Annotated in this window: 30 protein-coding genes; 21 read left to right on the top strand and 9 right to left on the bottom strand. The window is 69.8% G+C overall.

The features are described from left to right. Window positions 1-24 precede the first annotated feature (24 nt). Complete coding sequence (locus tag OHA21_RS32780; RefSeq protein WP_328461526.1) at window positions 25-1,101, top strand: amidohydrolase family protein; 1,077 nt, start codon at window positions 25-27, stop codon at window positions 1,099-1,101. On the opposite strand, the gene OHA21_RS32775 is transcribed toward OHA21_RS32780, so the two are convergent. After that, window positions 1,091-2,455: an outer membrane protein assembly factor BamB family protein gene (locus OHA21_RS32775; RefSeq protein ID WP_328461524.1), complete on the bottom strand. Its 1,365-nt coding sequence runs from the start codon at window positions 2,453-2,455 to the stop codon at window positions 1,091-1,093. The genes OHA21_RS32780 and OHA21_RS32775 overlap by 11 nt on opposite strands. Then, a complete protein-coding gene (locus OHA21_RS32770) occupies window positions 2,445-2,939 on the bottom strand; it encodes a SigE family RNA polymerase sigma factor (protein WP_328461521.1) in 495 nt (164 codons plus the stop codon). Before OHA21_RS32770 ends, OHA21_RS32775 begins: the two co-directional genes overlap by 11 nt. Before the next feature lie 83 nt (window positions 2,940-3,022). On the opposite strand from OHA21_RS32770, the gene proS reads away from it, so the two are divergent. The 13 genes from proS to OHA21_RS32705 all read left to right on the top strand — a co-directional run bounded on the left by proS (window position 3,023) and on the right by OHA21_RS32705 (window position 11,817). Further along, window positions 3,023-4,429, top strand: a complete 1,407-nt coding sequence (proS, locus tag OHA21_RS32765; protein WP_328461519.1) for a proline--tRNA ligase — start codon at window positions 3,023-3,025, stop codon at window positions 4,427-4,429. A gap of 2 nt (window positions 4,430-4,431) precedes the next feature. Further along, the gene (locus OHA21_RS32760; protein ID WP_328461517.1) at window positions 4,432-5,079 is read left to right on the top strand and encodes a DUF402 domain-containing protein; all 648 of its coding nucleotides are present in this window, start codon (window positions 4,432-4,434) and stop codon (window positions 5,077-5,079) included. 173 nt (window positions 5,080-5,252) lie between these two features. Beyond that, window positions 5,253-5,768 carry a 30S ribosomal protein S16 gene (gene rpsP / locus OHA21_RS32755; RefSeq protein ID WP_328461515.1) on the top strand — a complete coding sequence of 172 codons (516 nt, stop codon included), beginning with the start codon at window positions 5,253-5,255 and terminating at the stop codon, window positions 5,766-5,768. Further along, window positions 5,746-6,003, top strand: a complete 258-nt coding sequence (locus OHA21_RS32750) for an RNA-binding protein (protein WP_014447131.1) — start codon at window positions 5,746-5,748, stop codon at window positions 6,001-6,003. Before rpsP ends, OHA21_RS32750 begins: the two co-directional genes overlap by 23 nt. 6 nt (window positions 6,004-6,009) lie before the next feature. Next, window positions 6,010-6,576: a ribosome maturation factor RimM gene (rimM, locus tag OHA21_RS32745; RefSeq protein WP_328478671.1), complete on the top strand. Its 567-nt coding sequence runs from the start codon at window positions 6,010-6,012 to the stop codon at window positions 6,574-6,576. After that, window positions 6,573-7,337, top strand: a complete 765-nt coding sequence (trmD, locus tag OHA21_RS32740) for a tRNA (guanosine(37)-N1)-methyltransferase TrmD (RefSeq protein ID WP_328461510.1) — start codon at window positions 6,573-6,575, stop codon at window positions 7,335-7,337. Before rimM ends, trmD begins: the two co-directional genes overlap by 4 nt. A gap of 123 nt (window positions 7,338-7,460) precedes the next feature. Next, window positions 7,461-7,817: a 50S ribosomal protein L19 gene (gene rplS / locus OHA21_RS32735; protein ID WP_328461508.1), complete on the top strand. Its 357-nt coding sequence runs from the start codon at window positions 7,461-7,463 to the stop codon at window positions 7,815-7,817. Between the two features lie 164 nt (window positions 7,818-7,981). After that, window positions 7,982-8,878, top strand: coding sequence for a signal peptidase I (gene lepB / locus OHA21_RS32730; RefSeq protein ID WP_442874928.1), 897 nt, complete (start codon window positions 7,982-7,984; stop codon window positions 8,876-8,878). Further along, window positions 8,875-9,540 (top strand): signal peptidase I, encoded by a 666-nt coding sequence (lepB, locus tag OHA21_RS32725; RefSeq protein ID WP_328461506.1) that lies wholly within the window; start codon window positions 8,875-8,877, stop codon window positions 9,538-9,540. The genes lepB (OHA21_RS32730) and lepB (OHA21_RS32725) overlap by 4 nt, the downstream gene beginning before the upstream one ends. Before the next feature lie 80 nt (window positions 9,541-9,620). Next, entirely contained in the window at window positions 9,621-10,067 is a 447-nt protein-coding gene (locus OHA21_RS32720) for an NUDIX hydrolase (RefSeq protein ID WP_328461504.1), read from the top strand. After that, window positions 10,067-10,900 carry a ribonuclease HII gene (locus OHA21_RS32715; RefSeq protein WP_328461502.1) on the top strand — a complete coding sequence of 278 codons (834 nt, stop codon included), beginning with the start codon at window positions 10,067-10,069 and terminating at the stop codon, window positions 10,898-10,900. Before OHA21_RS32720 ends, OHA21_RS32715 begins: the two co-directional genes overlap by 1 nt. Then, a complete protein-coding gene (locus tag OHA21_RS32710; RefSeq protein ID WP_014447123.1) occupies window positions 10,897-11,220 on the top strand; it encodes a DUF2469 domain-containing protein in 324 nt (107 codons plus the stop codon). Before OHA21_RS32715 ends, OHA21_RS32710 begins: the two co-directional genes overlap by 4 nt. 72 nt (window positions 11,221-11,292) lie before the next feature. Beyond that, on the top strand, window positions 11,293-11,817 hold the full coding sequence (locus tag OHA21_RS32705) for a murein hydrolase activator EnvC family protein (protein WP_328461496.1): 525 nt from the start codon (window positions 11,293-11,295) through the stop codon (window positions 11,815-11,817). Here the strand turns inward: OHA21_RS32705 and OHA21_RS32700 are convergent. Then, the gene (locus tag OHA21_RS32700; protein WP_328461495.1) at window positions 11,804-12,994 is read right to left on the bottom strand and encodes an aminotransferase class V-fold PLP-dependent enzyme; all 1,191 of its coding nucleotides are present in this window, start codon (window positions 12,992-12,994) and stop codon (window positions 11,804-11,806) included. The genes OHA21_RS32705 and OHA21_RS32700 overlap by 14 nt on opposite strands. A 17-nt stretch (window positions 12,995-13,011) precedes the next feature. Then, entirely contained in the window at window positions 13,012-14,109 is a 1,098-nt protein-coding gene (locus tag OHA21_RS32695) for a tyrosine recombinase XerC (protein ID WP_328461494.1), read from the bottom strand. A gap of 53 nt (window positions 14,110-14,162) precedes the next feature. Here OHA21_RS32695 and OHA21_RS32690 point away from each other — a divergent pair, with 53 nt between their 5' ends. Next, the gene (locus tag OHA21_RS32690; protein WP_328461493.1) at window positions 14,163-14,624 is read left to right on the top strand and encodes a pyridoxamine 5'-phosphate oxidase family protein; all 462 of its coding nucleotides are present in this window, start codon (window positions 14,163-14,165) and stop codon (window positions 14,622-14,624) included. A 445-nt stretch (window positions 14,625-15,069) separates the two neighbouring features. Here OHA21_RS32690 and OHA21_RS32685 read toward each other — a convergent pair whose 3' ends face one another. Next, entirely contained in the window at window positions 15,070-15,474 is a 405-nt protein-coding gene (locus OHA21_RS32685; RefSeq protein ID WP_328461491.1) for a winged helix-turn-helix domain-containing protein, read from the bottom strand. A gap of 257 nt (window positions 15,475-15,731) precedes the next feature. After that, a complete protein-coding gene (locus OHA21_RS32680) occupies window positions 15,732-15,992 on the bottom strand; it encodes a hypothetical protein (RefSeq protein ID WP_328461489.1) in 261 nt (86 codons plus the stop codon). 2,192 nt (window positions 15,993-18,184) lie between these two features. Here OHA21_RS32680 and OHA21_RS32675 point away from each other — a divergent pair. Continuing rightward, a complete protein-coding gene (locus OHA21_RS32675; protein ID WP_328478667.1) occupies window positions 18,185-18,370 on the top strand; it encodes an AlpA family phage regulatory protein in 186 nt (61 codons plus the stop codon). A 257-nt stretch (window positions 18,371-18,627) separates the two neighbouring features. Here the strand turns inward: OHA21_RS32675 and OHA21_RS32670 are convergent, their stop codons facing one another. The 3 genes from OHA21_RS32670 to OHA21_RS32660 form a co-directional block, all read right to left on the bottom strand. After that, on the bottom strand, window positions 18,628-19,821 hold the full coding sequence (locus OHA21_RS32670) for a DNA-processing protein DprA (RefSeq protein WP_328461487.1): 1,194 nt from the start codon (window positions 19,819-19,821) through the stop codon (window positions 18,628-18,630). 82 nt (window positions 19,822-19,903) lie between these two features. Further along, the gene (locus tag OHA21_RS32665) at window positions 19,904-21,436 is read right to left on the bottom strand and encodes a YifB family Mg chelatase-like AAA ATPase (RefSeq protein ID WP_328461485.1); all 1,533 of its coding nucleotides are present in this window, start codon (window positions 21,434-21,436) and stop codon (window positions 19,904-19,906) included. Continuing rightward, window positions 21,436-21,795 (bottom strand): YraN family protein, encoded by a 360-nt coding sequence (locus OHA21_RS32660; RefSeq protein WP_328461483.1) that lies wholly within the window; start codon window positions 21,793-21,795, stop codon window positions 21,436-21,438. The genes OHA21_RS32665 and OHA21_RS32660 overlap by 1 nt, the downstream gene beginning before the upstream one ends. A 357-nt stretch (window positions 21,796-22,152) precedes the next feature. On the opposite strand from OHA21_RS32660, the gene rpsB reads away from it, so the two are divergent. The 5 genes from rpsB (at window position 22,153) to OHA21_RS32635 (ending at window position 26,444) form a co-directional block, all read left to right on the top strand. Continuing rightward, on the top strand, window positions 22,153-23,037 hold the full coding sequence (rpsB, locus tag OHA21_RS32655; RefSeq protein WP_328461481.1) for a 30S ribosomal protein S2: 885 nt from the start codon (window positions 22,153-22,155) through the stop codon (window positions 23,035-23,037). 74 nt (window positions 23,038-23,111) lie between these two features. Then, on the top strand, window positions 23,112-23,942 hold the full coding sequence (gene tsf, locus OHA21_RS32650; RefSeq protein WP_328461480.1) for a translation elongation factor Ts: 831 nt from the start codon (window positions 23,112-23,114) through the stop codon (window positions 23,940-23,942). 108 nt (window positions 23,943-24,050) lie between these two features. Continuing rightward, window positions 24,051-24,803, top strand: coding sequence for a UMP kinase (pyrH, locus tag OHA21_RS32645; protein ID WP_328478665.1), 753 nt, complete (start codon window positions 24,051-24,053; stop codon window positions 24,801-24,803). A 61-nt stretch (window positions 24,804-24,864) separates the two neighbouring features. Next, window positions 24,865-25,422 carry a ribosome recycling factor gene (gene frr / locus OHA21_RS32640; RefSeq protein WP_328461479.1) on the top strand — a complete coding sequence of 186 codons (558 nt, stop codon included), beginning with the start codon at window positions 24,865-24,867 and terminating at the stop codon, window positions 25,420-25,422. Beyond that, entirely contained in the window at window positions 25,422-26,444 is a 1,023-nt protein-coding gene (locus OHA21_RS32635; protein ID WP_328461477.1) for a phosphatidate cytidylyltransferase, read from the top strand. Before frr ends, OHA21_RS32635 begins: the two co-directional genes overlap by 1 nt. Window positions 26,445-26,463 lie beyond the last annotated feature (19 nt).

Genomic DNA, 26,463 nt, shown 5'->3' with positions numbered 1-26,463 from the left:
CGGTTGATCAGGTAGGACTGTTGCATGGCGTTGCATGTGCGCGGGACGGTTCTGCCGGACGGTGAGGTCCGGGATCTCTGGCTGGTGGGGGATCGGGTCACCTTCGAGCCGGTGGCCGATGCCGAGACGATCAGCGACGGCGGCTGGATCCTCCCGGGGCTCGTCGACGCGCACTGCCATCTCGGGATCGCCTACGGGGCGAAGCCGATCGAGAGCGTCGACCAGGCGCGTGAGCTGGCCGGCCAGGACCGGGACGCGGGCGTTCTCACCATCAGGGACGCCGGCTCGCCGTACCCGTACCCCGAATTGGATGACGAACCGGGCGTGCCGCGCCTGGTGCGGGCCGGGCGGCACGTGGCCGCGCCCCGCCGCTACCTGCGGGACATCGGCGTCGAGGTGGTGGGGGACGAGGTCGCGAAAGCGGTCACCGCACAGGCGAAGGCCGGCACCGGCTGGGTGAAGCTGGTCGGCGACTGGATCGACCGGGATCTCGGCGACCTGGCGCCCAGCTGGGACGCGGCGACCATGGCGGCGGCGGTCGAGGCTGCGCATGCGGCCGGGGCCCGCGCGGCGGTGCACACGTTCTCCGAGGAGGGCGTGGCGATCATGGTGCGCGCCGGGGTGGACTCGGTGGAGCACGGCACCGGCCTCTCCCTGGACCTGATCGACGAGATGGCCCGGCGTGGCACCGCGCTGGTCCCCACGATGATCAACATCCGGACGTTCGGGAAGATCGCCGACGCGGCCCGCGGCAAGTTCGAGGGCTACGCGAACCACATGATCCACCTGCGTGACCGCTTCCCGTCGGTGGTGCTGGCCGCGCACGAGGCCGGCGTGCCGATCTACGTCGGGACCGACGCGGGTGGCGGCATCCGGCACGGCCTGGCCGCCGAGGAGATGCTTTACCTGCACGAGGCGGGCATCCCGGCGCTCGACGTGCTCGCTGCGGCGTCCTGGAAGGCCCGTGAGTGGCTGGGCTTTTCCGGTCTGGTCGAGGGCGGGCTCGCCGACCTGGTGGTCTACGAGGCGGACCCGCGCGCGGACCTGAGGGTGGTCCGCGCGCCGAGCTGCATCGTGCTGAAGGGTCAGGTCATCCGGTAAGGCTCCAGATCCGCAGGCCGTCCGAGGTCGGGCAGGCCAGCCGGTCCGGGACCGCCGCGCACGCCCCGATCTGCAGTGGGATGGTGCCGACCGGCTCGACGTGGCCGTCCGCGACCCGGATCCTCTCGACCGGGCCGCCGCCCGCCACCCGCAACAGCGAATCCGCGGTGAGCCAGGCGACCGCGCTGTCCGGAGCCCGGTAGACCACCTGCCCGTTCCGGTCGTAGAGGGCGCCGGAGCCGCCGACGGTCAGCACATACCCGCCGTGCGACTCGATCGACGAGGCATGGTCCGGGGCGGGTACCTCCCAGACCTGGGTGCCGGTCGTCAGGTCGATCGCGGTCAGGGTGGTCTTGGCGTCCTGCGCGTCCAGCACGCAGAACCGGTCCGTGCCGCACATGCCGGCATGGCTGAGGGTGTGCCCGATCGCCCGGTCGGCGATCATCCGTGTGGTGCCGGTGCGCGTGTCGGTGGCGTGCAGCCGGTAACCGCTCCGGTCCGGCTGCGTCTCCTGGCTGATCACCCATCCCTTGACGGCCATGACCATCCGGTCGTCCACCGCCGGCCCGGGGAGGCTCAAGGTCAGGCCGGCAGTGCCGGTGTCGATGTCCATGACGCGGGCCTGGCCGGCGGCAGAGATCCGGAGCACCTGCTCACCGATGAGGTCCTCCGGCCGGAACTCGTCGCCGGACCGTAGGGTGGTCAGGCCGCGCGGCTTCTCGCCGGGCGTCGCCTGCGACCAGAGTCGCTTCCCGCCCGCCCAATCGAACGCCTCGATCCGCTCGGTCTCCGCGGACCACCGGACCACGGCTCGGCTCTGCACCAGGAATCGGTCGGCCTCGGGGACGGGCAGCTCCCAGCGCAGCCTCCCGTCCGCGTTGTCGTAGACCGACAGTTTGCCCTCGGTGACCAGCGCGATTCCCTGGCTCATGACGTACATGTACGGGAACGTGTCCGGTTTCGCCGGACGCCGCGCGATCCAGGCCCGTGCACCGGTGTGCAGGTCGGCCGCGAGCAGGTTGATGGTGCCGTCGGTGGCCTGCCAGAGGCTGAAGACCCGTCCGCCGGCGGTCATCGAGTAGTCGACCGTGACCGGTTTGCCGAGGTCGATCGGGGAGCCGACGTCCGGCAATTCCCGGTGGGACGGCGTGTCTGCCGGGTCGGCCTGCCGGGCGGGGCGGTTCACCAGCCCGGAGACGCCACCCGCCACCAGGCACACGGCGACGGCGGCGGCCACGAGCCGGCTCCGCCGGAGCTGCCGGCCACGCTGCCGGGCCGCTTCCGGTGGGGCGATCGGGATGGCATCGGCCTGGCGGCTCAGCCCCTGGAAGAGTTCGTCGAGGTCAGTGGGCATCGGACGTTCCCTCCGGCAGAAGAGCAGGTTCGAGTGCGGTCGCCAGGCCGGCCCGGCCGCGGGACAACCACGATTTGACGGTGCCGATGGAGACGCCGGTCTCCGCGGCGATGTCGGCGATCGACCGGTCGAGGAGGTAGTGCAGCGCCAGCGCGTTGCGGTGCGCGGCCGGCAGCGTCCGCATGGCCGCCACCAGCAGCACGGTGTTCTCCGACGGCGGGGCGACCGGTGGACGCGGTGGTTCGGCCGCGGCCCGGTCGCGCCGGACGAACAGCCGGCGCCACCGGTCGGTGGAGAGCCGGTTCACCACCAGCCGCAGCCAGGCCTCCGGATCCTCGTATCTCGAGACCCGGCGCCAGCGTTGCCAGGCCCGGGCGTACGCCTCCTGCACCAGGTCCTGGGCCTCACCGGCGTCCCCGGTCAGGCCGTACGCGTATCGCATCAACCGCCGGGAGGTGTCCCGGTAGAACCCGTCGAAGTCCATCCATCACCCCGTTCGTCTCCGTTGAGGGACACGGGACGCCCACCCCGAGGGTTGCAGGGCGGCCGAGACTAGGATGTCTGCTCATGGCTCGCGTGCTCACTCCCCGTGCGGAGGACTTTCCCCGCTGGTACCAGGACCTGATCGCCAAGGCGCAGCTCGCCGACAACGGCCCGGTGCGCGGCACGATGGTGATCCGGCCGGTCGGCTACGCCATCTGGGAGCGCATGCAGGCCGACATGGACGCCCGCATCAAGGAGCAGGGCGTCCAGAACGCGTACTTCCCGCTCTTCATCCCGGAGAACTACCTGCGCCGCGAGGCCGACCACGTGGAGGGCTTCTCGCCGGAGCTGGCCGTGGTCACCCACGCCGGTGGCAAGGAGCTCGCCGAGCCGCTCGTCGTCCGTCCCACCAGCGAGACGGTGATCGGCGAGTTCATGGCCAAGTGGGTCGACTCGTACCGTGATCTGCCCCTGCTGCTCAACCAGTGGGCCAACGTGGTCCGGTGGGAGCTGCGGCCGCGCACCTTCCTGCGCACCACCGAGTTCCTCTGGCAGGAGGGGCACACCGCGCACGCCACCGAGGCCGACGCCCGCGAGCATGCCCGGGACATCCACAAGAACGTCTACGAGGCGTTCATGACCGAGATGCTGGCCATCCCGGTGGTGCCCGGCCGCAAGACCAAGGGTGAGCGGTTCGCCGGCGCCACCAACACGATGACCGTCGAGGCCATGATGCGCGACGGCAAGGCCCTGCAGATGGGCACCTCGCACGAGCTCGGGCAGAACTTCGCGAAGGCCTTCGACATCACCTATTCGTCGGCCGAGCGGACCGTCGAGCACGCCTGGACCACCTCGTGGGGCACGTCGACCCGCATGGTGGGCGGCCTGATCATGGTGCACGGCGACGACAACGGGCTGCGGCTGCCGCCGCGCCTGGCGCCGATCCAGGTCCAGATCATGGTGGTCAAGGCCGGCGAGGGCGTCGCGGAAGCAGCGGCCAAGCTGCGCGACGACCTCAAGACCGCGGGTGTACGGGTGAAGCTCGACGATCGTGCCGACATCCCGTTCGGCCGGCGTGCCGTCGACGCCGAACTCCAGGGCATCCCGATCCGCGTCGAGGTCGGCCCGCGTGACCTGGCCAACGGCAATGCCGTGGTGGCCCGCCGGATCGACGGCAGCAAGTCGCCGATCGCCCTGGCCGAGGTGGCGAACGATGTCGTCGCCGCCCTCAAGGCCGACCAGCAGCGGCTCTACGACGACGCGCTGGCGTTCCGCGAGGAGCACACGGTCGACGTGAAGACCCTCGGTGAGGCGCTCGAGGCGTCGCAGACCGGCTGGGCCCGGGTGCCGTGGTCGGCGGTCGGCGAGGCCGGCGAGAAGGAGGCGAACGGCAAGGCCGTCACGGTCCGTTGCCTGACCCGCCAGGACGGGACGATGCCGGAGTCCGACGAGGAACCGGACCTGGTGGCGTACCTCGGTCGTTCGTACTGATTGTGATTTTCGACCCAGGCCGGCCCCTCGTCTACCGCAACTTCTCGGCGGGCCGGCTGGTGAACGTCCGGCTTTGCCGGGTGGTCTCCGACGACGAGCGTGGCCTGCTGCTCTGGCTGGCCCGCGGCTCGGCGGCGATCATCGAGGTGGCGACCGACGGCCGCGGTGTCCGCAGCATGCCGTTCGCCGAGTGGGTGACGGTCGGGCACAAGCTGGTCCCGGCCGCGTGGAACGGCCCCGGCATCCTCAAGTTCATCCCGTCCGAGGGTGAGCACTCGGTGTGGTTCTTCCGCACCGACGAGGGCGTCTTCAAGGAGTGGTACGTCAACCTCGAGGAGCACGCGGTCCGCTGGGACGACGGCGCCCTCGCCGGGGTCGACGTGGTCGATCAGGACCTGGACGTGGTGGTCGCGCCGGACCGGTCGTGGCAGTGGAAGGACGAGGACGAGTTCGCCGAGCGGCTCGCCCTGCCGGAGCACTACTGGGTGCCTTCCCCGGACGAGGTCTGGGCGGAGGGCCGGCGGGTGATCAAGAAGATCGAGGCCGGCGACTTCCCGTTCGACGGCACCTGGACCGATTTCCAGCCGGACCCGGCGTGGCCGGTGCCCACCGAGATGCCGCCCGGCTGGGACCGGCCCGGAGCGCGTTGAGACCCGGTTGGGCGGCACGGCCTGCGATCTGGCAGAATGGCTCGTTGGTATCCGGCATGCGTCAGGCGCCCTCTAACCCCTGATCGCGACGCCAGTCCACGAGGCATCGGTCCCGCATCCCCACGTGGGTTCCGGTCGGCTCAACCCACGCAGTCATCAGGAGCGAATACACCGTGGCCGTTAAGATCCGGCTTCTGCGGATGGGCAAGATCCGCAACCCGCAGTACCGCATCGTCGTCGCCGACTCGCGCACCAAGCGCGACGGCCGTGCCATCGAGTACGTCGGCATCTACCAGCCGAAGGAACACCCTTCGGTGATCGAGGTCAAGTCCGACCGCGTTCAGTACTGGCTCTCCGTCGGCGCGCAGCCGAGCGAGCCCGTGCAGCGGATCCTGGAGAAGACCGGCGACTGGCAGAAGTTCAAGGGCCTGCCGGCCCCGCCGCCGCTGCTGGTCGCGCCGAGCAAGCAGAGCAAGACCGAGGTGTACGAGGCGGAGGCCAAGGCTGCCGCGGGTCTCGCCGACACCAAGCCGGCCACCGCGCCGAAGTCGAGCAAGAAGGCCGCTGCTCCGGAGGCCGCCGAGGCCAAGCCGGCGCAGACCAAGGCCGCCGACCCGGCCGAGCCCAACCGCGAGGCCGTCGCCGAGACTGCACAGGACCCGGCCGGTGCCGGCGCCGACGCGAGCTGACGGGGCGCTCCGGCCCGCGCTGGAGCACCTCGTCAAGGGCATCGTCGACAACCCGGACGACGTCCGGGTCCGGCTGGTCGACTCGCGCCGCGGCAAGCGGCTCGAGGTTCGCGTGCACCCGGAGGACCTGGGAACGGTCATCGGGCGCGGCGGGCGTACGGCCAAGGCTCTGCGTCAGGTCATCGGTTCGATCGGCGGCCGCGGCATCCGCGTAGACATCGTCGACGCGTACTGATCGATGCTGCTCGTCGTCGGCCAGATCGGTAAGCCGCACGGCATCCGGGGCGAGGTCTCGGTGGTCGTGCGGACCGACGAGCCCGAGGAACGCTTCACGACCGGGTCGGTGTTCATCACGGAGGTCCCCCGGGACCGCCGGGTGAGCGCCGGCCCGGCGGCAGCGCCCACCCCCGGTGCTCAGTGGGAAGTTCCCAAGCAACTCGTCCTCGAGCAGATCCGCTGGCATCAGGGCCGCGGGATCGCGCTCTTCGAGGGCATCTACGACCGCAACCTCGCCGAGGCGATGCGCGGCGTCTACCTCCAGGTGGACAGCGCCGATCTGGCGCCCCCGGAGGACCCGGAGGAGTTCCACGACTACCAGCTCGTCGGGCTGCGCGTGGAGTCGGTCGACGGCACGGCGCTGGGTACCGTGCAGCGGATCGAGCACGCCCCGTCCTCCGACCTGATCGTGCTGGCCCGGACCGGCGGCGGGACGGCTCTGATCCCGTTCGTCACGGTGATGGTCCCGACCGTCGACATCGCCGGCGGCCGCGTGATCGTCGATCTCCCGGAAGGTCTCCTGGATCTGTGAAGGTCGACATCATCTCGATCTTCCCGGACTACTTCGCCCCGCTCGACCTCTCGCTGATCGGCAAGGCGCGGACGACCGGTGTGCTCCAGCTGGCGGTCCACGATCTGCGCACCTGGACCCAGGACGTGCACCGTACGGTCGACGACACCCCGTACGGCGGTGGTCCCGGCATGGTGATGCGGCCGGAACCGTGGGGGCAGGCACTGGACGCTGTCGCCGGGCCGGAGGCGACTCTGGTCGTACCGTCGCCGGTCGGCAAACCCTTCACCCAGGCCGACGCCCACCAGCTCGCCGAGCTGGACCACCTGGTCTTCGCCTGCGGGCGGTACGAGGGCATCGACCAGCGGGTGATCGACGACGCGGCGGACCGGATGCCGGTGCGTGAGGTGTCCCTCGGCGACTACGTGCTCTTCGGCGGCGAGGTCGCGGTCATCGTGATCATGGAAGCGGTCACCCGGCTGCTGCCCGGGGTGCTCGGCAACGCCGAGTCGCTCACCGAGGAGTCGCACGCCGCCGGCCTGCTGGAGGCCCCGGTCTACACCAAGCCGCAGTCCTGGCGGGACCGGGAGGTGCCGGACGTGCTGCGTTCCGGCGACCACGGCCGGATCGCCCGCTGGCGCCGCGAGCAGAGCATGTTCCGGACCGCCTCGCGCCGCCCCGACATGTGGGCCGCCTACCCGCCGGAGAATCTGGACAAGAAGGATCGGAAGGCGCTGGCCGAGGGCGGATTTCAGATCCCGCCTCCGCGTGTGGCAGAGTAGTGAGGTTGCCGTCTCAGCTTCGCGCCGCGGAGCCGGGACGAGGATCTTCTGAGGTCAGGGAAGATCAGAATCACCCATCCGCGCACCGACTCCCGGTGCGCCTAGTACGACGAGGATGCAGCGATGAACACGCTGGACGCTCTCGACGCCCAGTCGCAGCGCACCGACATTCCCAGCTTCCGCGCCGGTGACACGATCAAGGTGCACGGCCGGGTCGTCGAAGGTAACCGGTCCCGTGTCCAGGTCTTCCAGGGCGTCGTGATCGCCCGCCAGGGCGCCGGCCTCCGCGAGACCTTCAAGGTTCGGAAGATCAGCTTCGGCGTCGGTGTCGAGCGGACCTACCCGATCAACAGCCCGGCGATCGACCGGATCGAGGTCGTCACCCGCGGTGACGTGCGTCGCGCCAAGCTCTACTACCTGCGTGAGCTCCGCGGCAAGAAGGCCAAGATCAAGGAGCTGCGGGAGAAGCAGACCGTCTGATCGACTCCGATACGGCACGAACGGGCGCGGGCGAACTACGCTTGCGCCTGTGCCGGACGGTTCTGGTGAACCATTCCAGTCCTACCGCCCGTAACTTCCCCTAGCCGGGAAACTCGGGCGGTAGTGCTGTATCCGGGGACGGTTCGGCCGGCGGACGGCGGGAGATGCGAAGCGTGGAACCGATGGAAGGCTACGGGCCGACGGCCCGGCGGCGGCGTGGGATCTCCCGGCGCAAGGAGATGCCGCTCTGGCAGGAGTTGCCGCTGCTGCTCGTGGTCGCCTTCTGCCTGGCGGTGCTGATCCGCACCTTCCTGGTCCAGGCGTTCTTCATCCCGTCCGGGTCGATGGAGAACACCCTCGAGGTCAACGACCGGGTGCTGGTCAACAAGGTCGTCTACGACATGCGCGACCCGCTGCGCGGCGAGATCGTGGTCTTCCGCGGCACCGAGGACTGGGCGCCCGAGGTCACCGAACCGGTCAGTGACGCCTTCATTGCGAAACTCGGCCGCACGGTCGGCGACCTGGTCGGCATCAGCCGCCCCGGCGAGCGCGACTTCATCAAACGGGTGATCGGCCTTCCGGGTGACAAGGTGGCCTGCTGCGACGAGCAGGGCCGGATCACCGTCAACGGGGTCGGCATCGACGAGCCGTACATCAGTGAGGGCTTCAACTCCGACCTGAACCAGCCGCCGATCGCCGGTCAGTGCACCAGCCGCCGGTTCGCCGAGGTCACCGTGCCGGCCGGCCAGATGTTCGTGATGGGCGACCACCGCTCGGTCTCCCAGGACGCGCGCTGCCAGGGCCCGGTGCCGATCGAGAACATCATCGGGCGGGCCTTCGTGGTGGTCTGGCCGAGTGACCGATTCAACAGTCTGAGCGTCCCGGACGTGTGGAAACAGTTCGCCGCGGACCAGCCGACCGCGGCCGGGGCGAAACCGCAACCGCAGCCCAAAGCCGACCCGGTCGTCGCTGCGAACGTTTTGCCGCTTCTCATCGGAGTGGCTTTATCCGCGCGTTCCGGCATGTCGTTCGTGACTCGACGACGTAGGCTCCGAGCGTGATTGACGAGCAGACCGAAAAGCGCCGGGGCTCCTTCTGGCGCGAGCTTCCCATCCTCCTGGGTGTCGCGATTCTCGTTGCGGTGCTCGTTCGCGCGTTCGTGCTCCAGACGTTCTACATCCCGTCGCCGTCGATGGAGCACACCCTCAACGTGTGGGACCGGGTGCTGGTCAACAAGCTCGTCTACGACTTCCGCGACCCGCGCCGGGGCGAGATCGTGGTCTTCAAGGCGCCCAAGGAGTGGCAGTCCGGCGCCGAGGGTGAGGACTTCATCAAGCGCGTCATCGGCACCCCGGGCGACAACGTGGTGTGCTGCGACGAACAGCAGCGGCTCCAGATCAACGGCGTCTCGCTCGACGAGCCGTACATCTACACCGAGACCGACGGCACCCGGAATCAGGTGGCCGACCAGGAGTTCGACATCACCGTGCCGGCGGGCCGGCTCTGGGTGATGGGCGACCACCGGGAGGCGTCCGGCGACTCCCTGGAGCACTACGAGCAGAGCACGGCCACCGACGAGGCCGGCAAGATCGATGACGCCACGGTGCCGGTCGACTCGGTCGTCGGGCGCGCCTTCACGATTTTCTGGCCGGCCAGCCGGGCCTCCTGGCTGTCGGTGCCGGAGACGTACGACGCGATCCCGAACGCCGCCTCGGGGAAGTAGTTCGGGGTTGCTTCGGTTTTCCGCTGCGAGGAAGCTCGGCCGGGTCGCCGGGTCCACCACGAGCGCAATAGGCTTGTCACGTGACCGTGATTGACCGGCGCGCCGGCCGCGTCCTCCTCGTCGATCTCGCGGGCCGGGTGTTGCTGCTGCACGGCGGTGATCCGGCCCGGCCGGAGCAGCGGTGGTGGTTCACCGCCGGTGGTGGCCTCGCCGACGGCGAGACCGTCGCCGAGGCGGCGGCCCGCGAGCTGTTCGAGGAGACCGGGCTGCGGGTGACACCGGGCGACCTGGGCGAGCCGGTCTGGCACGAGACCACCGAGTTTTCGTACGACGGTCGCGACTACCGCCAGGAGCAGGACTTCTTCCTGCTCCGGGTGGCCGACTGGCAGGTCGACACGGCCGGGATGGACGCCGAGGAGAAACTCACCATCACCGAGCACCGATGGTGGTCGGCGGCCGAGATCGAGGCGAGCACCGAGCAGATCTTCCCGCTCGATCTGGCCGACCTGTTGCGGCGGTGCTGCTGATGCTGGCCCCACCTCGTACCGTGGTTCGCCGCGAGGCCGGGCTCTACGCTCTGGAGCAGGCACTGCAGCGCCGGGGCTTCCGGCATGTGGCCGGCGCCGACGAGGCCGGCCGCGGCGCCTGCGCCGGTCCGCTGGTGGCCGCCGCCGCGATCCTGCCGGAGGGCAAGCGCGGCGAGATTCCCGGCCTGGCCGACTCGAAACTGCTGACCGCTGCCGCCCGGGACCGGGTCTACGAGCACGTCGTGGAGCGGGCGCTGGCCTGGTCCGTGATGATCATTCCGCCGACCGAGGTCGACGCGCGCGGCCTGCACGTCTGCAACCTGGCGGCGATGCGCCGCGCGCTGGCCTCGCTCACCGTCCGCCCGGAGTACGTGTTGACCGACGGTTTCCCGGTCGACGGCCTGGGCGTGCCCGGCCTCGCGGTGTGGAAGGGTGACCGGGTCGCGGCCTGCGTCGCCGCCGCCAGCGTGCTGGCGAAAGTCACCCGGGACCGGCTCATGATCGAGCTGGACGAGCAGTTCCCGCACTACGGCTTCGCCGTGCACAAGGGTTACATCACCGACGAGCACAGCGCCGCGCTGCTCCGCCACGGGCCGTGCGCCGAGCACCGGTTCTCGTACGTCAATGTCGCCGCGGCATCCGGCCGTGGAAACCGGCCCCCGCGGGCACGCCGCCCGGTGGAGACCCCAGCGGCGCTGTTCGACGTATCCGTTACGGAGCCGCTGCTGCTTCCGGGGACAGCTGAGGGTACCGTCGGCGTGGCGTCGGGCGAGCAGCCTCAGCCGTCGCCGTCGGTGGGGGAAGATGAGGCCATGGAGGGCGAGAAGCGATGAGCGCAGAGGATCTCGAGAAGTACGAGACCGAGATGGAGCTGCAGCTCTACCGGGAGTACCGCGACATCGTCCGACAGTTCTCCTACGTGGTGGAGACCGAGCGCCGGTTCTACCTGGCCAACCAGGTCGACCTGCATGTGCGCAACTCCGACGGCGAGGTGTACTTCGAGGTCGAGATGCACGACGCCTGGGTCTGGGACATGTATAGGCCGGCGCGGTTCGTGAAGAACGTGCGGGTGATGACGTTCAAGGATGTGAACGTCGAGGAGCTGGAGAAGCCGGACATTTCGCTGCCGGATGATGCTGGGTTCGGGGGATAGCGGGTTTTCCACAGTTCGCGGCCGTCCACAGGGGCGGTCGCGGGCGGGAAGTCGGGCGGGCAGGCTGCCCGCATGCTTCCTGTTGTCCTGACGTCCGCTTTGGCTCTGGCCGTTCCTGCCTTTGTTCCGGTCTTTGTTTCGGCGGCGCCGGCTCCTCCGGCCTCGCTCGCCTTTGTCCCGGTCTCCCGATATCGCTGGCCGGTGGAGCCGCCGCGCGTGGTTCGCCGGTTCGATCCGCCCGCCCAGCAGTGGCTGGCCGGTCACCGCGGCGTCGACCTCGCCGCCACTCCCGGCGCAACCGTCCGGGCCGCCGGCGCCGGGACGGTCGTCTACGCGCAGATCCTCGCCGGCCGCGGTGTCGTCAGCGTCGCCCACCCGAACGGCCTGCGCACCACCTACGAGCCGGTAACCGCAACGGTCACCCTCGGTGATCAGGTATCGGCGGGCCAGCCGCTCGGCACCGTCGGCGCCGGCCATCCCGGCTGCCCGGAGAACGCCTGCCTGCACTGGGGCCTCCGGCGGGGCGCCGTCTACCTCGACCCGCTCGCCCTCCTCGGCCTCGGCCGGGTCCGCCTGCTGCCGCTCAGCGACTCCTGAACTCGCTCAACAACGCGGGAAGATGCTCGGCCAGGTGGTGATACTCCTCCGGCCGGTTGTAGACCTGCGCGCTCAACCGCAACAGCCCACGCCCGCCCCACGCGTTCACCGCGGTCTCCACCGCCAGCTTGTCGGAGATCTGCTGCCGCAGCGCGTGCGCCTCCGGCACCGTGGTCGCCAGCCCCGAAGGCAGTGGCACGACACGAATCGAAACCCCGGGTCCGCCGGGGTCAGGCAGGTCAGCGGGCGCGAGGCCGAGGGCCTCACCGACAACCCGTTGGCCGTACGCGACGAGCGCCGCATTGTGCTCCCGGACCGCTTCCAGCCCGAGCGTCCGCAGGGTGAAGATCCCCGCCGGAGCCGCCAGCCACGGGGTGTAGTCGATCGTCCCCTGATACTCGACGGACCTCGGGAAACCCTCCTCCTGATCCCAGGACACGACCAGCGGGTCGATCCGGCGCCGCCAGGCCGGAGCGACGTTCAACAGCGCGGTGCCCCGCGGCGCGAGACCCCACTTGTGCAGGTTGCCGACCCAGAAGTCGGCCCCGATCGCACTCACGTCCACCGGCAGCATCCCGGGCACGTGCGCCGCGTCGACCAGCACCGGGATGTCGTGTTCGCGGGCGGCGGCGACGATCTCGCGTACCGGAAAGAGCGCAGCCGTGGCCGACGCCAGCTGATCGACCACCAGCAGCCGGGTCCGGCCGGGCCGCAGCGCCGCCCGGATCCGGGACACCACCTCCCGCGCCGGCGCCCCGAGCGGCACCGCCACCGTGCGCGCGCTGGCCCCCGAGCGGCGACACTGCCGGCGTACGGCCAGCGCGACCGCCCCGTACATCTGATCGGTCATCAGCACCTCGTCGGAGGCGCCCAGCCGCACCGACTGCAGAACCAGCGACACCGCGGCAGTCGTGTTCGGAACCAGGGCGCTCCCGTCCGGGTCGGCGCCCAGAAATCCCGCCAGATGCCGCCGCGTGTGCGCGATCCGGTCGAGCAGCCCGGTCCCGTAGAACCGCAGCGGGTTCGCCTCCATCTCGTCCCGCAGCCGTTGCTGGGTGCGCTGCACCCCGACCGGGACCGCGCCGAACGACCCGTGGTTGAGATAGGACACCGCCGGATCCAGCGAGAACAGAAGCCGGGCGCCGGGAATGGACCGTGGCGGATCTTCGGCGCTCATCTTCGGATCGTACGGTCTCATGCCCGCGGGTGCGCCTGATTGAAGGCCGCACGCAGCCGCTCGGTGGACACGTGCGTGTAGATCTGCGTACTCGACAGCGAACTGTGCCCCAGCAGTTCCTGCACGGCCCGCAGGTCAGCACCCCCGTCAAGCAGGTGCGTGGCAGCCGAATGCCGCAGATCGTGCGGCTTGGTGTGCGGCAGCCCCGCAGCCTGCGCCGCCCGAGCCACAATCCGCCGGACCACGGTCGGTTGCAGGCGCCCACCCTTGGCCCCGAGGAAAAGCGCATCCCGGCTGTAGCGTGCAGCCAGCTCAGGCCGCCCCAGACGCAGCCAGTCCTCCAGCGCCCGCCGTGCCGGATGCCCGAAGGGGACGGCCCGTTCCTTGGCCCCCTTGCCGAAAACCCGCACCACTTGCCGCCCATGATCCACATCAGCGCGGTTGAGGTTGCAGAGTTCGCTTACGCGTACGCCGGTCGCGTACAACATCTCCAGCACAGCCCGGTCCCTGATCGCCAGAACGTCCCCCTCGGCCCCCACCTCCCCACCCAGCGCGTTCTCCGTACCAGGCTCCCCATGCCCGTCATCCGCGTCTGGCTCGCGATGCGTTCCTTGCGTGCTGTGGATTCCTTCGCGCTCCGCGACTGTGCCGTGTGCGGTCTGGTGCCCGGGCCCGGCGGCGGCGCTCATCAGATCGGCGGCCTGATCAGCGCGGAGGACCGTGGGAAGCCCTCGGTGCGCCCGCGGGCTCGCGAGCTGCGCCCCCGGATCCTCCGAGGCGCGCCCGGTGCGATGCGCCCAGCCGGTGAAGGTCCGGGCCGCCGCGGCCCGTCGCGCCTGCGAGGTACGAGCGGCGCCACCGCTCAGCCGCGCGGCCAGCCAGCCGCGAAGAACCGCGATGTCAAGCTCAGCAACAGTCGTGCGGCCTTCACGCGCCGCATGGTCGAGGAGCGAGACGACATCACCGACATAAGCACGGACGGTGTGCTGCGACCGGCCGTCCACACCGGCCAGATGAGTCCCGAAGTCGTCCACCGCCTCACGGAGAGCCGGCGGCAGGGTCTGGTGCATCTCCCGGATACGCATCACCTCCGACCGTCCCCCGATCAGGATCATGGCGTCAAGCGGATCCGGTGTTCCTGTCACACCCCAGGTCTAGCCTCAGGGGCATGGCAAGTTGGGGAGAGATCGAGAAGGAAGCACCCGAGTTCGCAGCAAAGGTCCGAGCCAGGTTCGACGCCGGCACCAACAAGACCATCGCCACCCTCCGGCAGGACGGCTCACCCCGGATCAGCGCCTGCGAGGCCCAGTTCACCGACGGCGAGATCACCTTCGGGATGATGTCGGATTCGGTGAAGTTGCGTGATCTGCGCCGAGACCCACGGCTGGCCATGCACAGCCCCACTCTCGAGCCGCCGGAAGACCACCCGGAGACGGGCCCCGGCGACGCCAAACTCGCCGGCTTGGCGGTGGAGACCCCACCACCTCCAGACAACCCACACGAGGACGCCGGCTTCTTCCGCATCGACATCCGCGAGGTGTCGCTGACCTATGTCGGAGTGCCCGCCGACCACTTGGTCATCGAGTCCTGGCACACCGGCCACGGCTACCGCCGCCGCACCCGCACCTGACCCGCTCCCACACCGACCTCGCGGGCCGTCCGAGCCGGTGGGCTGGCGATGGCTCACGCCTGCCGGCTTGCCGGTTTGCCGGACGTGCTTGCCGGGTCCGCTTGTCTACCCGCGGCCTACTTGCCGGGCATGCCTGCGGGCCTGCTTGCCGAGCCTGCCGACCAAGCGTGCCTGCCGGTTCGTCCGCCAAGCGTGCCTGCCAGGCTTGCCGGACTTGCCTGCCTGCCGACCGTACTTGCCGATCTGCCGTACTTGCCCAACTGCCGCGCGTGCCTACCTGCCGGGCGTGGTGCCTTCGGACCCGCCGGGCCTGGCTGATACCAGGCCGCACCGATCGCCGCCGCAGCTGGATCTGCCCGGTCTCACCGAACCTGACCGCCGTCGGATGAGGAGCTCGTGTGGGGGAGCAGATGCGGCTTGGGCGGTGTGTCCTGAGGCCGGTCGTTCAGGGGCGGGTGAGCTGGAAGCGGTCGGCCGGGTGGACTGTCTCGGTGCCGTCGTGAGCGGTTACGACGAGCACCGGAACGCCGTCGCGGAGCCGATACTTGCGGCGCTCGGTGTCGGTTGGCATGCGGGCGCTGACGCGGTCGCCGCGGGCCAGTGTGATCACCTCGACCGGCTCGGGGATGCGCACGAAGGTGCCGCGCGGCCGGTCCACTGTGACCAGCCCTTCGGAGCGCAACTGGCCGATGGCCTGTCGCACCGTGGTGCGGCTGATCCGGTAGTCGTCCGCAAGACGCAGCTCGCTGGGAAGGGCCTCGCCGGGCGCCAGCTCCCCGGACTCGATCTGCCGGCGCAGCAGGTCAGCCAGCTGGCGGAAGACCGCGCGGTCGGCAGAATGATCGATCATGACGATTATCCTACGTGCCCACGTAGCTCCGTCATGTTGTCCCTACGGGCTTACGTTACTACAATAGACCTTGCCGCACCGAGAAGGCCGAGCTCGATTGGGTGGCAGGGCGGGCGGCGGTTGTCGCCGAGGTTGGCTGCGTGCCGGCCAAGGCGTGGCCGTCGCCCGTTTCTCTCCGTTGCCGCTCACCGGCGATTTGAAGCGTGGCTCGAGCTACGCGAAGCCGAAGTGCCGGCGCGTGTGGCATCCAGCTCACCTCAGAGCACCGACGGCCCGACTCGCGTCCAGGACAGAAAACGCTCGTAAAGGTTGGGTGGTGCCCCGCCCTCCGCGGTCAGATCATCCAGAGCGTCGTACATCTGCGCGGATAGGTAGACCTTCAACAGGGAGGGGAAGGCCCGGTACTCAGCGAGCAGATTGACCTTGGCGCTGTCACATGGCCATGCCTGCGCACAGACGCTGCACGTCCACTGGGGACGCGTGTGAAAGTGCTCGGTGTTGCCGACTGTAGTAGTCATGCGTTCCCTTCACCGGCTTTCGTTAATTGCGTCGTGGGGCGGCTGGATCACGCATGCCGCGCACCGGAGGCTCGCTGCGCAGGCGCTGAGGAGACTCGGCTGCTTGTCCCCGCGGTCAGTCGCGGATGCCTCGCTGCGCTGAGGCGGCCTGGCCTGCGGGCACTGCGGCCGCGCGCCCGCCGAATGGCTTATGTCGAAGCGCCCTTCTGCTGGAAGCTCGCTCCTGAGGGTGGGTCCGGGTGGGCTGTCGAGGGGGCGGAGTCGGTCGACACTCCCCGGATGCCTGCTTGAAGGGCTTCGCTTGCGTGAAGCCTTGTTGCCTCAGGGGCCGTGTATTGGGCCTCAGAGCCCGCCTTGTTGGAGGGCCATGTGCGTCCGAAGGCCGTAGCTGTTGCCGTACCTGTTCGAGGCCGGCTCCAGCAGAAGGCATTGATCACCCGAGGCCTTCTCCGCCTGAAGGCTCCGCCTGTTCGCGTGTGCTGTCCGCTTGAAGGCGCTGCTTGACCGCGCTGCGCCGTCTTGCGCCTTGCTTGCCTGAGGATCTCGTCCGCCTCAAGGCGCTGTTGCTGGTCGGTGTTGCCGCTGAACCCGGGGCCGACCTGTGAACTCTGCCCGCCTCAAGGCCTTGTCCGCGCGAAGACCGGATCCGCCCAACGTCCTGCTCGCTCGACGGTCCTGCTCGCTCGACGGTCCTGCTCGCTCGACGGTCCTGGTTGCCCGGAGGTCCTGTTCGCCCGAAAGTCCTGCGCGCTCGACGGTCCTGCGCGCCCGAGGTCCGGCCCGCTCGACAGTGCTGGCCCCGTCTGACGGTCCTACCTACCCGAGCGTTCTGATCGCCTGAGGCTCCTGCCCGCCTAGGACTACGCCGTCTCTGAGGCCTTCTTCCGCCTGAAGGCCTTGTTCGTGGACTGCGTCGGCCCGGAGGTCTTGTCCGTGCGAGGGCCGCATCCGCCGAGGACCCTGTCCGTCCGTGAACTGCGCCCGCCCGAGGACTGCGCCCGCCCGAGGACTGCGCCCGCCCGAGGACTGCGCCCGCCCGAGGACTGCGCCCGCCCGAGGACTGCGCCCGCCCGAGGACTGCGCCCGCCCGAGGGCACCGTCACGCCGGACCGCCTTTTTGCCTGCGGCCTTGTTCGTGGCTTGCGTCCGCAGGAAGTTCTGTCGGACCGAGGACCGCATCCGCCCGAAGGCCTTGCCTGCCTGAAGGCGCGGAATCCGTTTTGTCGGGCCGCAGCCAAGGGGTGCGATCTCGTCGGTCTGTCGCGGCGAAGTGGATCCGCTCGGCCTATCCAGGGCGGTTGCGACATCGGCCTCACCGGGCCTGCTTAGGCACTGCCTATGCCGCCGTCCTCTGCGGACTCGTCAGCGACCATGTTTCTGGCGGCGCCGGAATAGCGAGCTCTGCCCCACCCGATGCTGCTGTGCGGGTGTCAGACGCCCGGCACGACCGATGGCCGACTCGGGATGCGGAGATCTAGGAGTGGTGTCAGCTCCGCGGCTGCTGGGGCTCGATTCCGCGTCGGGCCGTGCCTGCCTCGATCGGTAGATCCCACGGCGCGATGTCGCATCCCGGCGACGAGCGGACCCGGAAGCCGCCGGGAAGGGCGCCGAGGTGCCCAGGGCGTCAGGCCCGGGTTCGGTGGCGGACGGAGAGGACGGAGCCGTGTTCGGTTGGTTGTGCCCACATTCAGCGGCCGGTGCGTGCGGGTGGTCGCGCTCGGATTCACCGGCCGCCGGGGAGGGCTGAGGCGCGACCGGCTGGTTGCGCGCCGAGTCGATCGCCGGCGAAGAGAGCTCGGGCGCGGTCGGTCGGTTGTGGGCGGCTTCGATCATCGGCGGAGTGGGCTGGACGGTGGTGGGTTGGTGGGAGGTGGGTTCGAGGGCTGACGGAGAACGACCCGCGGCGGGAAGTTGGCGGAGTGCGGAATCAGGCACGGGCGGGAAGGGCAGAGGCGCCGTCGGCACGCGGCTGTCGAGGCACGGGGCCGGCAGGCCGCATATGCAACGACGCCACAAGGTCCGCCAATCACGGCGGTGCCTGGGGGAATGCGGGACGGGACCGGTTGTCTGTTGCCGTCTAGTCATAGGCACAGAGTACTTGCTTAAGGACTAGCTGTCTCCTATCAAGTTGATTATCGACTAATAGTCCCGCGCCTACGGTCGATCATGTGGGAGTGAAGCCGATCCGACTCATGGGCGCGCACGAGATCCGCATCCGACTGGGCGGAGTCAGCCGGCAGCGGGCCTACCAGATCACGAGTCGAGCCGATTTTCCGAAGCCGGTCGCCGACCTGGCCCAAGGCAAGGTCTGGCTCACCGACGACGTGGAGGCGTGGATGAAGGTCCATCGCCGTGATCTGGACGAGTCCGAGGACTGAGGCAGTACCCGCGCCGCCACGACGGCGCGGCCGTGCGACCGGCCCGGGGCGCCGGGTCACCACGTGGTTCGTGGTGACCGGACAGCCCGACGGGCCGGCCGCCGCTGTGCCGTGCGCCGAACAAGGGACGGTCGCCGCGCGCCGAACAAGGGACGGTCGCCGCGCGCCGAACAAGGGACGGCCGCCGCGCGCCGAACAAGGGACGGTCGCCGTGCGCCGAACAAGGGACGGTCGCCGTGCGTCGAACAGGGGACGGTCTAGATCGGATCGGTCGACTCCGGTGGCTTCTCCGAGACCAGGGCGATGCCGCCATCTCTGCGGGTGACGAGACCGGCCACCTCGAGCAATGACAGCCGCCGGAGGACGGTGCGCAGGCTCATCCGGGCAGCCGCAGCCAGTTCTTCGGGCGTAGCCGTACCGCGCGGTGGCACTGCTTCCAGGACCAGCGCCGACTCCTCGTCCAAATTGTCCCGGCGGTGCTCCGGACCGCGAGGTGGTTCCGCCAGGTACTCGCCGATCCGGCCGACCTCCTCGAGCACGTCGAGGGCGGAGGTCACCAGCCGGGAGTACGGGTTGCCGCGCAGAATCTCGTGGCAGCCCACCGACATCGCGGAGGTCACCGGCCCGGGTACGACCATCGCGGGCCGGTTCAGCGCCAGCACCCGGCTCATGGTCTGCGTCGCGCCGCTGCGGGCCGCCGCCTCCACCACGACGGTGCCGGCCGTGACCGCCGCGATCACCCGGTTGCGGATCAGGAAGCGGTGCCGGAGCGGTTCGGCGCCGATCGGCCATTCGCTGACCAGCAGGCCCTGCTCGATGATCTGCTCGAACATGGCGGAGTTGCCGACCGGATAGGGCCGGTCCACCCCACAGGCAAGGACCGCCACGGTACGACCACCAGCGGCAAGAGCCCCGCGATGAGCGGCCGCGTCGACACCGAAGGCACCCCCGGAGAGCACCGTCCAATCTCGTTCGGCCAGTCCGAACGCCATGTCGGTTGCCACATGCGCGCCGTAACTGGTCGCCGCCCGCGCGCCCACGATCGCCACCGACCGTTCCAGGGTCGCCTCGAGCGGCCAGACGCCGCGCACCCAGAAGCACAGCGGCGGCCGGGTGTCCTGGTTGATGCGACCGCCGGTGTCCAACTCCAGCCCGGCGAGATCGTCCACCCGGCTCGGCCATTCGTCATCCCCCGGTACGACGAGCCGGGCACCGAGCCGTTCCGCCCGGCGCAGGGCGATCTCGGCGATCCGTCGTGGGTCGCCGACCGCGGTGCGGGCTTTGACGGCCGAGCGCAGGCGGCCGTCGGGGACGTCACCGTCGAGGACGTGTTGCAGTGTCGCAACCGCGCCGGCCTGCTGCACCAGGGTCCACACTGTTCGGTTGCCCGGTTCGGCGAGCCAGGTCAGCGCGACCCTGGCAGCCCGTTCCTCAAGAGTGGCGCCGCTCATCCGGACCACCGCGTGATAACAGTGCCGGGCAGGGCATTCATGACTTCTCCCATCGGATCGAGGCTGACTGTGGTTTGGGGGGTCAGGGACGGCGTTCCAGTAGTTCGCCCATGCGGAGCTGGTAGGCCTCGCTCACGTCGTCCGCGTTCGGGCTACAACGGCCGTCCAGGTCGCAAACGGTCCAGGCCAGGCGCAAAATACGGTCGAAACCGCGGGCGGACAGTCGGCCGCGGTCCATGGCCCGGTGCAGGATCTCGGTGTCCCGTGGCGGCAACCGCCAGGGTGGTCTGCGCAGATGCGGCCCGGGCACTTCGGCGTTGACCCGCCATCCGCCGCCGGCCCAGCGCTGCGCAGCGGCGGCCCGGGCGCGGGCCACCCGGGCCGCGACAGCGACGGATGATTCGGCCGGTTCGGAGGAACCCATCAGCTGCGCCGCGGTCAACGGCAGCACAGTGAGGGTGATGTCGATCCGGTCGAGCAGCGGGCCGGAGAGCCGTCCCAGGTAGCGGCGCCGCACGATCGGACTGCAGCTGCAGACGTGGTCGCCGGCGGGGGAGGCGCACGGGCATGGGTTGGCCGCCACGACCAGCTGGGCCCGCGCCGGGAACTCGGTGGTGCCGCGGGCCCGGGACAGCACGACCCGGCCGCTCTCCAGTGGCTGGCGCAGCGCCTGCAGCGTCGTCCGCGCCATTTCTGGTACTTCATCCAGAAACAACACACCTCGGTGAGCCAGCGACAGCGCGCCCGGTCGGCCGAGGCCCGTGCCGCCGCCGATCAGGGCTGCCAGGCTGGCGCTGTGGTGTGGCGCCTGGAACGGCGGGCGGCGGACCAGCCGGCCGTCGGGCGGCAGCACACCGGCGATCGACTGCAGGGCGGTGACTTCGAGGGCGGCCTCGTCGTCCAGCTCCGGCAGGATCGACGGGAGGCGCTCGGCGAGCATGGTCTTGCCGGCGCCGGGTGGGCCGAACAGGGCGAGGTGGTGCCCGCCGGCAGCGGCGATCTCCAGGGCGTACCGGGCGGTCTGCTGGCCGGCGACGTCGGCCAGGTCGGGTCCGGTGGGCGGGGGCGCCGGCGGTGCGGGTGGCGGATCCAGCAGAGGCGCGCTGCCCCGGACGTATTCGACCAGGCGGTGCAGGGAGTCGACCGCGCGTACCGTCACGCCCGGCACCACCGTGGCCTCCCGGGCGTTGCCGAGCGGCACGATGACCCGGGTGATGCCGGCGCGGGCGGCCGCCGCGACCATCGGCAGGACGCCGCGCACCGGGCGGACCGCGCCGTCGAGACCGAGTTCGCCGAGGAGCACCACCCCGTCCAGCGGGGCCGGCGGCAGGTCACCGGCGCCGGCGAGCAGCGCTGCGGCAATCGCCAGATCAAATCCGCTGCCTTGTTTGGGCAGCGCCGCGGGGAGGAGATTCACGGTGATGCGGCGGTTCGGCCAGTCCTGGCCGGAGTTGACCACGGCCGCGCGGACCCGGTCGCGGGCCTCGTTGAGCGCGGTGTCCGGCAGGCCGGTCAGGACCAGCGCCGGCAGGCCGGCGGAGAGGTCGGCCTCCACCTCGACCAGGTGACCGGTGACACCGACCAGGCCGACGCAGAGCACGCGGGCATAGCTCATCAGAAGGCCGACCGGATGTGTACGACCCGAGCAGCGCCACGGCGCTGCGGAAGCACCTCCACCACGTCGAAACGGACGTGCTCCGCGCGTACCCCCGATTGGGCCAACCACCGGCCGGCCAGAAGCCGCAGCTTGCGGACCTTGCGCGGATCGATCGCGGCGGCCGGCGGGCCGAAGGTCGCCGTGCGGCGTGTCTTCACCTCACAGAAGACCACGTCGTCGCCGTCGCGCAGGATGAGATCCACCTCGCCGTCGCTGCACCGCCAGTTGCGGTGCAGCAGCACCAGACCGATCTCCTGCAGGTGCCGGGCGGCCAGCCGCTCGCCGTAGGCGCCGACCGCCCGTCGCTCAGTCGTCATGGGGCCGGACCGTGCCAGGAATCCGGTTTCGCCGCGCGGCCCCCTGTGTGTTCGGCGGGATTGTGGATGACCGTTTCCAGCCCGCTCCGGTGTGATAAGGGCCGCTGGGCCGCCCGGGGCCCGACCGCCCGGCCGGAGTCGTCGCGGCGGTTGGCGTATGCTTGTCGACGGCGACCGCCCAGGCGGTCGACCTCGCGCGCCCTCCGACCGTTCCGAGCGCTGGTTTCAGCGACGGCCGGCGGCGACGGCCTTCCCTGGTCCCGATGATCGTCGGGTCCGACTGTGGCCGTCGACCAGGCGCCAGGACGCCCACCGCCGGTGAGCGTGACAACCAGGGTAGATCAGGGAGTACCAACCATGGCCGTCGTGACCATGCGTCAGCTGCTGGAAAGCGGTGTCCACTTCGGGCACCAGACCCGTCGCTGGAACCCGAAGATGAAGCGCTTCATCTTCACCGAGCGCAACGGCATCTACATCATCGACCTGCGCCAGACCCTCGACTACATCGAGAAGGCGTACAGCTTCGTCCGTGACACCGTCGCCGAGGGTGGCCACATCCTCTTCGTCGGCACCAAGAAGCAGGCGCAGGAGGCCATCGCCGAGCAGGCGACCCGGGTCGGTCAGCCGTACGTGAACCACCGCTGGCTCGGCGGCATGCTGACCAACTTCCAGACCGTGTACAAGCGCCTTCAGCGGATGAAGGAGCTCGAGGCTCTGGGTGACCTGAGCGGCACCGCCGCCGGTTACACCAAGAAGGAGACCCTCCAGCTCTTCCGCGAGAAGACCAAGCTCACCAAGACCCTCGGTGGTCTGCGTGACATGACCAAGACGCCGTCGGCGATCTGGGTCGTGGACACCAAGAAGGAGCACATCGCGGTCGACGAGGCCCGGAAGCTCAACATCCCGGTCATCGCGGTGCTGGACACCAACTGCGACCCGGACGAGGTCGACTTCCCGATCCCGGGCAACGACGACGCGATCCGCTCGGCCGAGCTGCTGACCAAGGTCATCGCGGCCGCCGTCGCCGACGGTCTGATCGCCCGCTCCGGCCGTGGCCGTGGCGGCAACGCCGACGAGAAGCCCGAGGCCGGCACCGTCGCCGCCGGCGAGCCGCTGCCCGAGTGGGAGCGGGACCTCTACGAGGGCGCCGAGAAGAAGGCCGACGAGACTGCTGAGGCTGCTCCGGCTGCCGCTGCTGCTCCGGCTGCTGCTCCGGCCGCCGCTGCCGTCCCCGCCGAGTAAGTCAACCGACGTGCTTCCGGCCGCCGTGATCAAAAGCGGCGGCCGATTTCCCGACTGACATCGAGAGAAGAGTCATGGCTAACTACACCGCCGCGGACGTGAAGAAGCTCCGCGACCTCACCGGTGCCGGCATGATGGACTGCAAGAAGGCGCTCGAGGAGGCCGAGGGCGACTTCGACAAGGCCGTCGAGTTCCTGCGCATCAAGGGCGCCAAGGACGTCGGCAAGCGCGCCGGGCGTACCGCGGCCAACGGCATCGTGGCCCACTCCGGCAAGGCGCTGCTCGAGCTGAACTGCGAGACCGACTTCGTCGCCAAGACCCCGGACTTCGTGGCCCTGGGCGACCGCCTGGTCAAGTTCGGCGAGGACAACAAGATCGCTGACGCCGCCGCGCTGCTCGCCGCGACGCTGGAGGACGGCAAGACCGTCGCCGACACCGTGCAGGACTACGCGGCGAAGATCGGCGAGAAGATCGTCGTGAACCGCTTCGCGATCCTCGACGGCAACGTCGCGGTCTACCTGCACCGCAAGGCGCAGGACCTGCCGCCGCAGGTCGGCGTGCTGGTGGAGTACACCGGCAAGACCGACGAGGCCGGCGACAACGACGCCCGCGCCGTCGGCATGCAGATCGCTGCGATGCGGCCGAAGTTCCTGACCCGCGACGAGGTTCCGGCCGAGGTCGTCGAGTCGGAGCGGCGGATCGCCGAGCAGACCGCTCGCGAGGAGGGCAAGCCCGAGCAGGCGCTGCCCAAGATCGTCGAGGGCCGGGTGAACTCCTTCTTCAAGGACTTCGTCCTGCTCGAGCAGGCGTCGGTCACCGACAACAAGAAGACCGTCAAGCAGGTCGTCGAAGAGGCCGGGCTCCAGGTCACCCGATTCGTCCGGTACGAGGTCGGCCAGGAGTAAGGCTCCACTTTCATTTGGCACGGGAGGTCGGGAACGCGATTCTGCGTCCGGCCTCCCGGTCGCATAGGGTCTCCTGTTGATAGGGAAGGGAAGGCGGGTCTCATGACGATGGTGACCGATCAGTCCGCCACGGTTGACGAGAACCCGCCGACCTCGCGGCCGCGGCGGGTCGTTCTCAAACTCTCCGGCGAGGTCTTCGGCGGTGGTGACGTCGGCGTCAACCCCGACGTCGTGCAGGCGCTGGCACGGCAGATCGCCACCGTGAACCGGCGCGGCACGCAGGTCGCCGTGGTGGTCGGCGGCGGCAACTTCTTCCGCGGCGCCGAGCTGCAGAAGCGCGGCATGGACCGCAACCGGGCCGACTACATGGGCATGCTCGGCACCGTGATGAACTGCCTGGCCCTCCAGGACTTCCTGGAGAAGGAGGGCATCGAGACCCGGGTCCAGACCGCCATCACGATGGCGCAGGTCGCCGAGCCCTACATTCCGCTGCGCGCGATCCGGCACCTGGAGAAGGGCCGCGTCGTGATCTTCGGAGCCGGCGCCGGTATGCCGTACTTCTCCACCGACACGGTGACCGCCCAGCGCGCGCTGGAGATCCACGCGGACATGGTGCTGATGAGCAAGAACGGGGTGGACGGCGTCTACACCGCCGACCCGCGGGTCGACCCGACCGCCCGCAAGCTCGACACCATCACCTTCCAGGAGGTCATCCAGCGCGGGCTGCGGGTGGCCGACCAGGCCGCCTTCAGCCTCTGCGAGGAGAACAAGCTGCCGATGCTGGTCTTCGGCGCGGAGGGCGACGACACCATCGTGCGCGCGTGCGCCGGAGAGCGGATCGGCACCCGGATCACCGCGTGAGCGCTCGCCCACGTCCCCACATTCCGCACCACCCAAGACAGCAAGGAGGCGAGAAGAGCCGGTGATCGAGGAAACCCTCTTCGAGGCCGAAGAGAAGATGGACAGCGCGGTCGAACACGCCAAGGAGGAGTTCGCCGCCATCCGTACCGGCCGGGCCACCCCGGCGATGTTCTCGAAGATCCTGGTCGACTACTACGGCGCGCCCACGCCGGTGACGCAGATGGCCTCCGTCGGCATCCCGGAGCCGCGCATGGTGCTCGTGAAGCCGTACGACGCGTCGCAGCTCGGCCCGATCGAGCGGGCGATCCGCGACTCCGACCTCGGTGTCAACCCCAACAACGAGGGCACTCAGCTGCGCATCCACCTCCCCCAGATGACGGAGGAGCGGCGGCGCGAAATGATCAAAGTGGCACGCCACAAGGCTGAAGAGAGCCGCGTTGCCATCCGTAACGTCCGCCGTAAGGCCAAAGAGCAGCTGGACAAGCTGGTCAAGGACGGCGACACCGGCGAAGATGATGGCCGTCGTGCGGAGAAGGAGCTCGACGACCTGACCCACCGCTACGTGGCGGTCGTCGACGAGCTCCTCAAACACAAGGAAGCTGAGTTGCTCGAAGTCTGATGTCGTACCTCGATCCGCGTGCCGGGCAGGCCTCCGGCGACGACACGAGCGTGCCGGCGCCGTACGTCTACGACCCCTCCGGCGTTCCGACGGCCGGCTCGGCGCCCCCGAGCCAGGCCTGGCACGCGGACGAACCGGCCGGGCCCGCCCCGAAGAACGCGAAGGGCAGGCGCCGGGCCGGGAAAGAGCAGAAGAAGAGCCGGGCCGGGCGCAACCTTCCCGCGGCGATCGGTGTCGGGGTCGGCCTCGGCGGCATGGTGCTGGCCTCGCTGCTGATCGAGCCGATGGCCCTGCTGGTCGTCCTGGTCGCCGCCTCCGCGGTCGGGGTCTGGGAGATGACCCGCGCGCTGTCGGTCACCGGAAGCCGCCCGCCGCTGGTCCCGCTGATCGCCGGTAGCGCCCTGATGGTCGGCCTGGCCGGGTGGGCCGGGCCGGACGCCCTCACCATCGGCCTGCTGGTCACCGTGGGCGCCGCGATGTTGTGGCGGCTGGCGGACGGGATCGACGCGGTCCGGCGGGACTTCACTCCGACCGTCCTGACCGCCGTCTACGGCCCCTTTCTGCTGAGCTTCGCCGCGATGCTGGTGCAGGCCGACGACGGCGAGGATCCCCGGGCAGGCGCCTGGCGGGTGATCGCGACTCTGGTCGCGGTGGTGCTTTCCGACACAGGCGGTTACGCCTCCGGGGTGTTCCTCGGCAAGCACGCGATGGCGCCGAAGATCAGTCCGAAGAAATCCTGGGAGGGCTTCGCCGGTTCCGTGACGGCCGCCGCCATCGGCAGTTCGGCGCTCCTCTACTTCCTGCTTGACGTGCCGGTTTACTGGGGTTTGCTGTTCGGTGCGGTGATTTCGGTGGTCGCGGTCCTCGGTGATCTGGCCGAGTCGATGCTCAAGCGGGATCTCCGGATCAAGGACATGAGCAACCTTCTGCCCGGCCACGGCGGGCTGATGGACCGGTTGGATTCGATCCTTTTCGCCGTTCCGACCGCCTACCTGCTCTTCTCGATCATCACTCCGAGCTAGCAGGCGTGAGAAGCTGGAT

This window comes from Actinoplanes sp. NBC_00393, assembly GCF_036053395.1.
GTDB lineage: Bacteria > Actinomycetota > Actinomycetes > Mycobacteriales > Micromonosporaceae > Actinoplanes.
Note: the sequence above shows the minus strand (reverse complement) of the source record. Positions and strands in the feature narration are given on the sequence as shown.

Coding starts and splice junctions, on each gene's coding strand:
- tsf (WP_328461480.1), top strand. CDS start 23,112: ATGGCTAACTACACCGCCGCGGACGTGAAGAAGCTCCGCGACCTCACC.
- OHA21_RS32715 (WP_328461502.1), top strand. CDS start 10,067: ATGCTGGCCCCACCTCGTACCGTGGTTCGCCGCGAGGCCGGGCTCTAC.
- OHA21_RS32680 (WP_328461489.1), bottom strand. CDS start 15,992: ATGACTACTACAGTCGGCAACACCGAGCACTTTCACACGCGTCCCCAG.
- OHA21_RS32705 (WP_328461496.1), top strand. CDS start 11,293: ATGCTTCCTGTTGTCCTGACGTCCGCTTTGGCTCTGGCCGTTCCTGCC.
- OHA21_RS32770 (WP_328461521.1), bottom strand. CDS start 2,939: ATGGACTTCGACGGGTTCTACCGGGACACCTCCCGGCGGTTGATGCGA.
- OHA21_RS32695 (WP_328461494.1), bottom strand. CDS start 14,109: ATGATCCTGATCGGGGGACGGTCGGAGGTGATGCGTATCCGGGAGATG.
- OHA21_RS32700 (WP_328461495.1), bottom strand. CDS start 12,994: ATGAGCGCCGAAGATCCGCCACGGTCCATTCCCGGCGCCCGGCTTCTG.
- OHA21_RS32660 (WP_328461483.1), bottom strand. CDS start 21,795: ATGACGACTGAGCGACGGGCGGTCGGCGCCTACGGCGAGCGGCTGGCC.
- pyrH (WP_328478665.1), top strand. CDS start 24,051: ATGGTGACCGATCAGTCCGCCACGGTTGACGAGAACCCGCCGACCTCG.
- rplS (WP_328461508.1), top strand. CDS start 7,461: ATGAACACGCTGGACGCTCTCGACGCCCAGTCGCAGCGCACCGACATT.
- lepB (WP_442874928.1), top strand. CDS start 7,982: ATGCGAAGCGTGGAACCGATGGAAGGCTACGGGCCGACGGCCCGGCGG.
- OHA21_RS32675 (WP_328478667.1), top strand. CDS start 18,185: ATGGGCGCGCACGAGATCCGCATCCGACTGGGCGGAGTCAGCCGGCAG.
- OHA21_RS32780 (WP_328461526.1), top strand. CDS start 25: ATGGCGTTGCATGTGCGCGGGACGGTTCTGCCGGACGGTGAGGTCCGG.
- OHA21_RS32690 (WP_328461493.1), top strand. CDS start 14,163: ATGGCAAGTTGGGGAGAGATCGAGAAGGAAGCACCCGAGTTCGCAGCA.
- OHA21_RS32665 (WP_328461485.1), bottom strand. CDS start 21,436: ATGAGCTATGCCCGCGTGCTCTGCGTCGGCCTGGTCGGTGTCACCGGT.
- OHA21_RS32670 (WP_328461487.1), bottom strand. CDS start 19,821: ATGAGCGGCGCCACTCTTGAGGAACGGGCTGCCAGGGTCGCGCTGACC.
- OHA21_RS32710 (WP_014447123.1), top strand. CDS start 10,897: ATGAGCGCAGAGGATCTCGAGAAGTACGAGACCGAGATGGAGCTGCAG.
- OHA21_RS32775 (WP_328461524.1), bottom strand. CDS start 2,455: ATGCCCACTGACCTCGACGAACTCTTCCAGGGGCTGAGCCGCCAGGCC.
- OHA21_RS32635 (WP_328461477.1), top strand. CDS start 25,422: ATGTCGTACCTCGATCCGCGTGCCGGGCAGGCCTCCGGCGACGACACG.
- rpsB (WP_328461481.1), top strand. CDS start 22,153: ATGGCCGTCGTGACCATGCGTCAGCTGCTGGAAAGCGGTGTCCACTTC.
- proS (WP_328461519.1), top strand. CDS start 3,023: ATGGCTCGCGTGCTCACTCCCCGTGCGGAGGACTTTCCCCGCTGGTAC.
- OHA21_RS32685 (WP_328461491.1), bottom strand. CDS start 15,474: ATGATCGATCATTCTGCCGACCGCGCGGTCTTCCGCCAGCTGGCTGAC.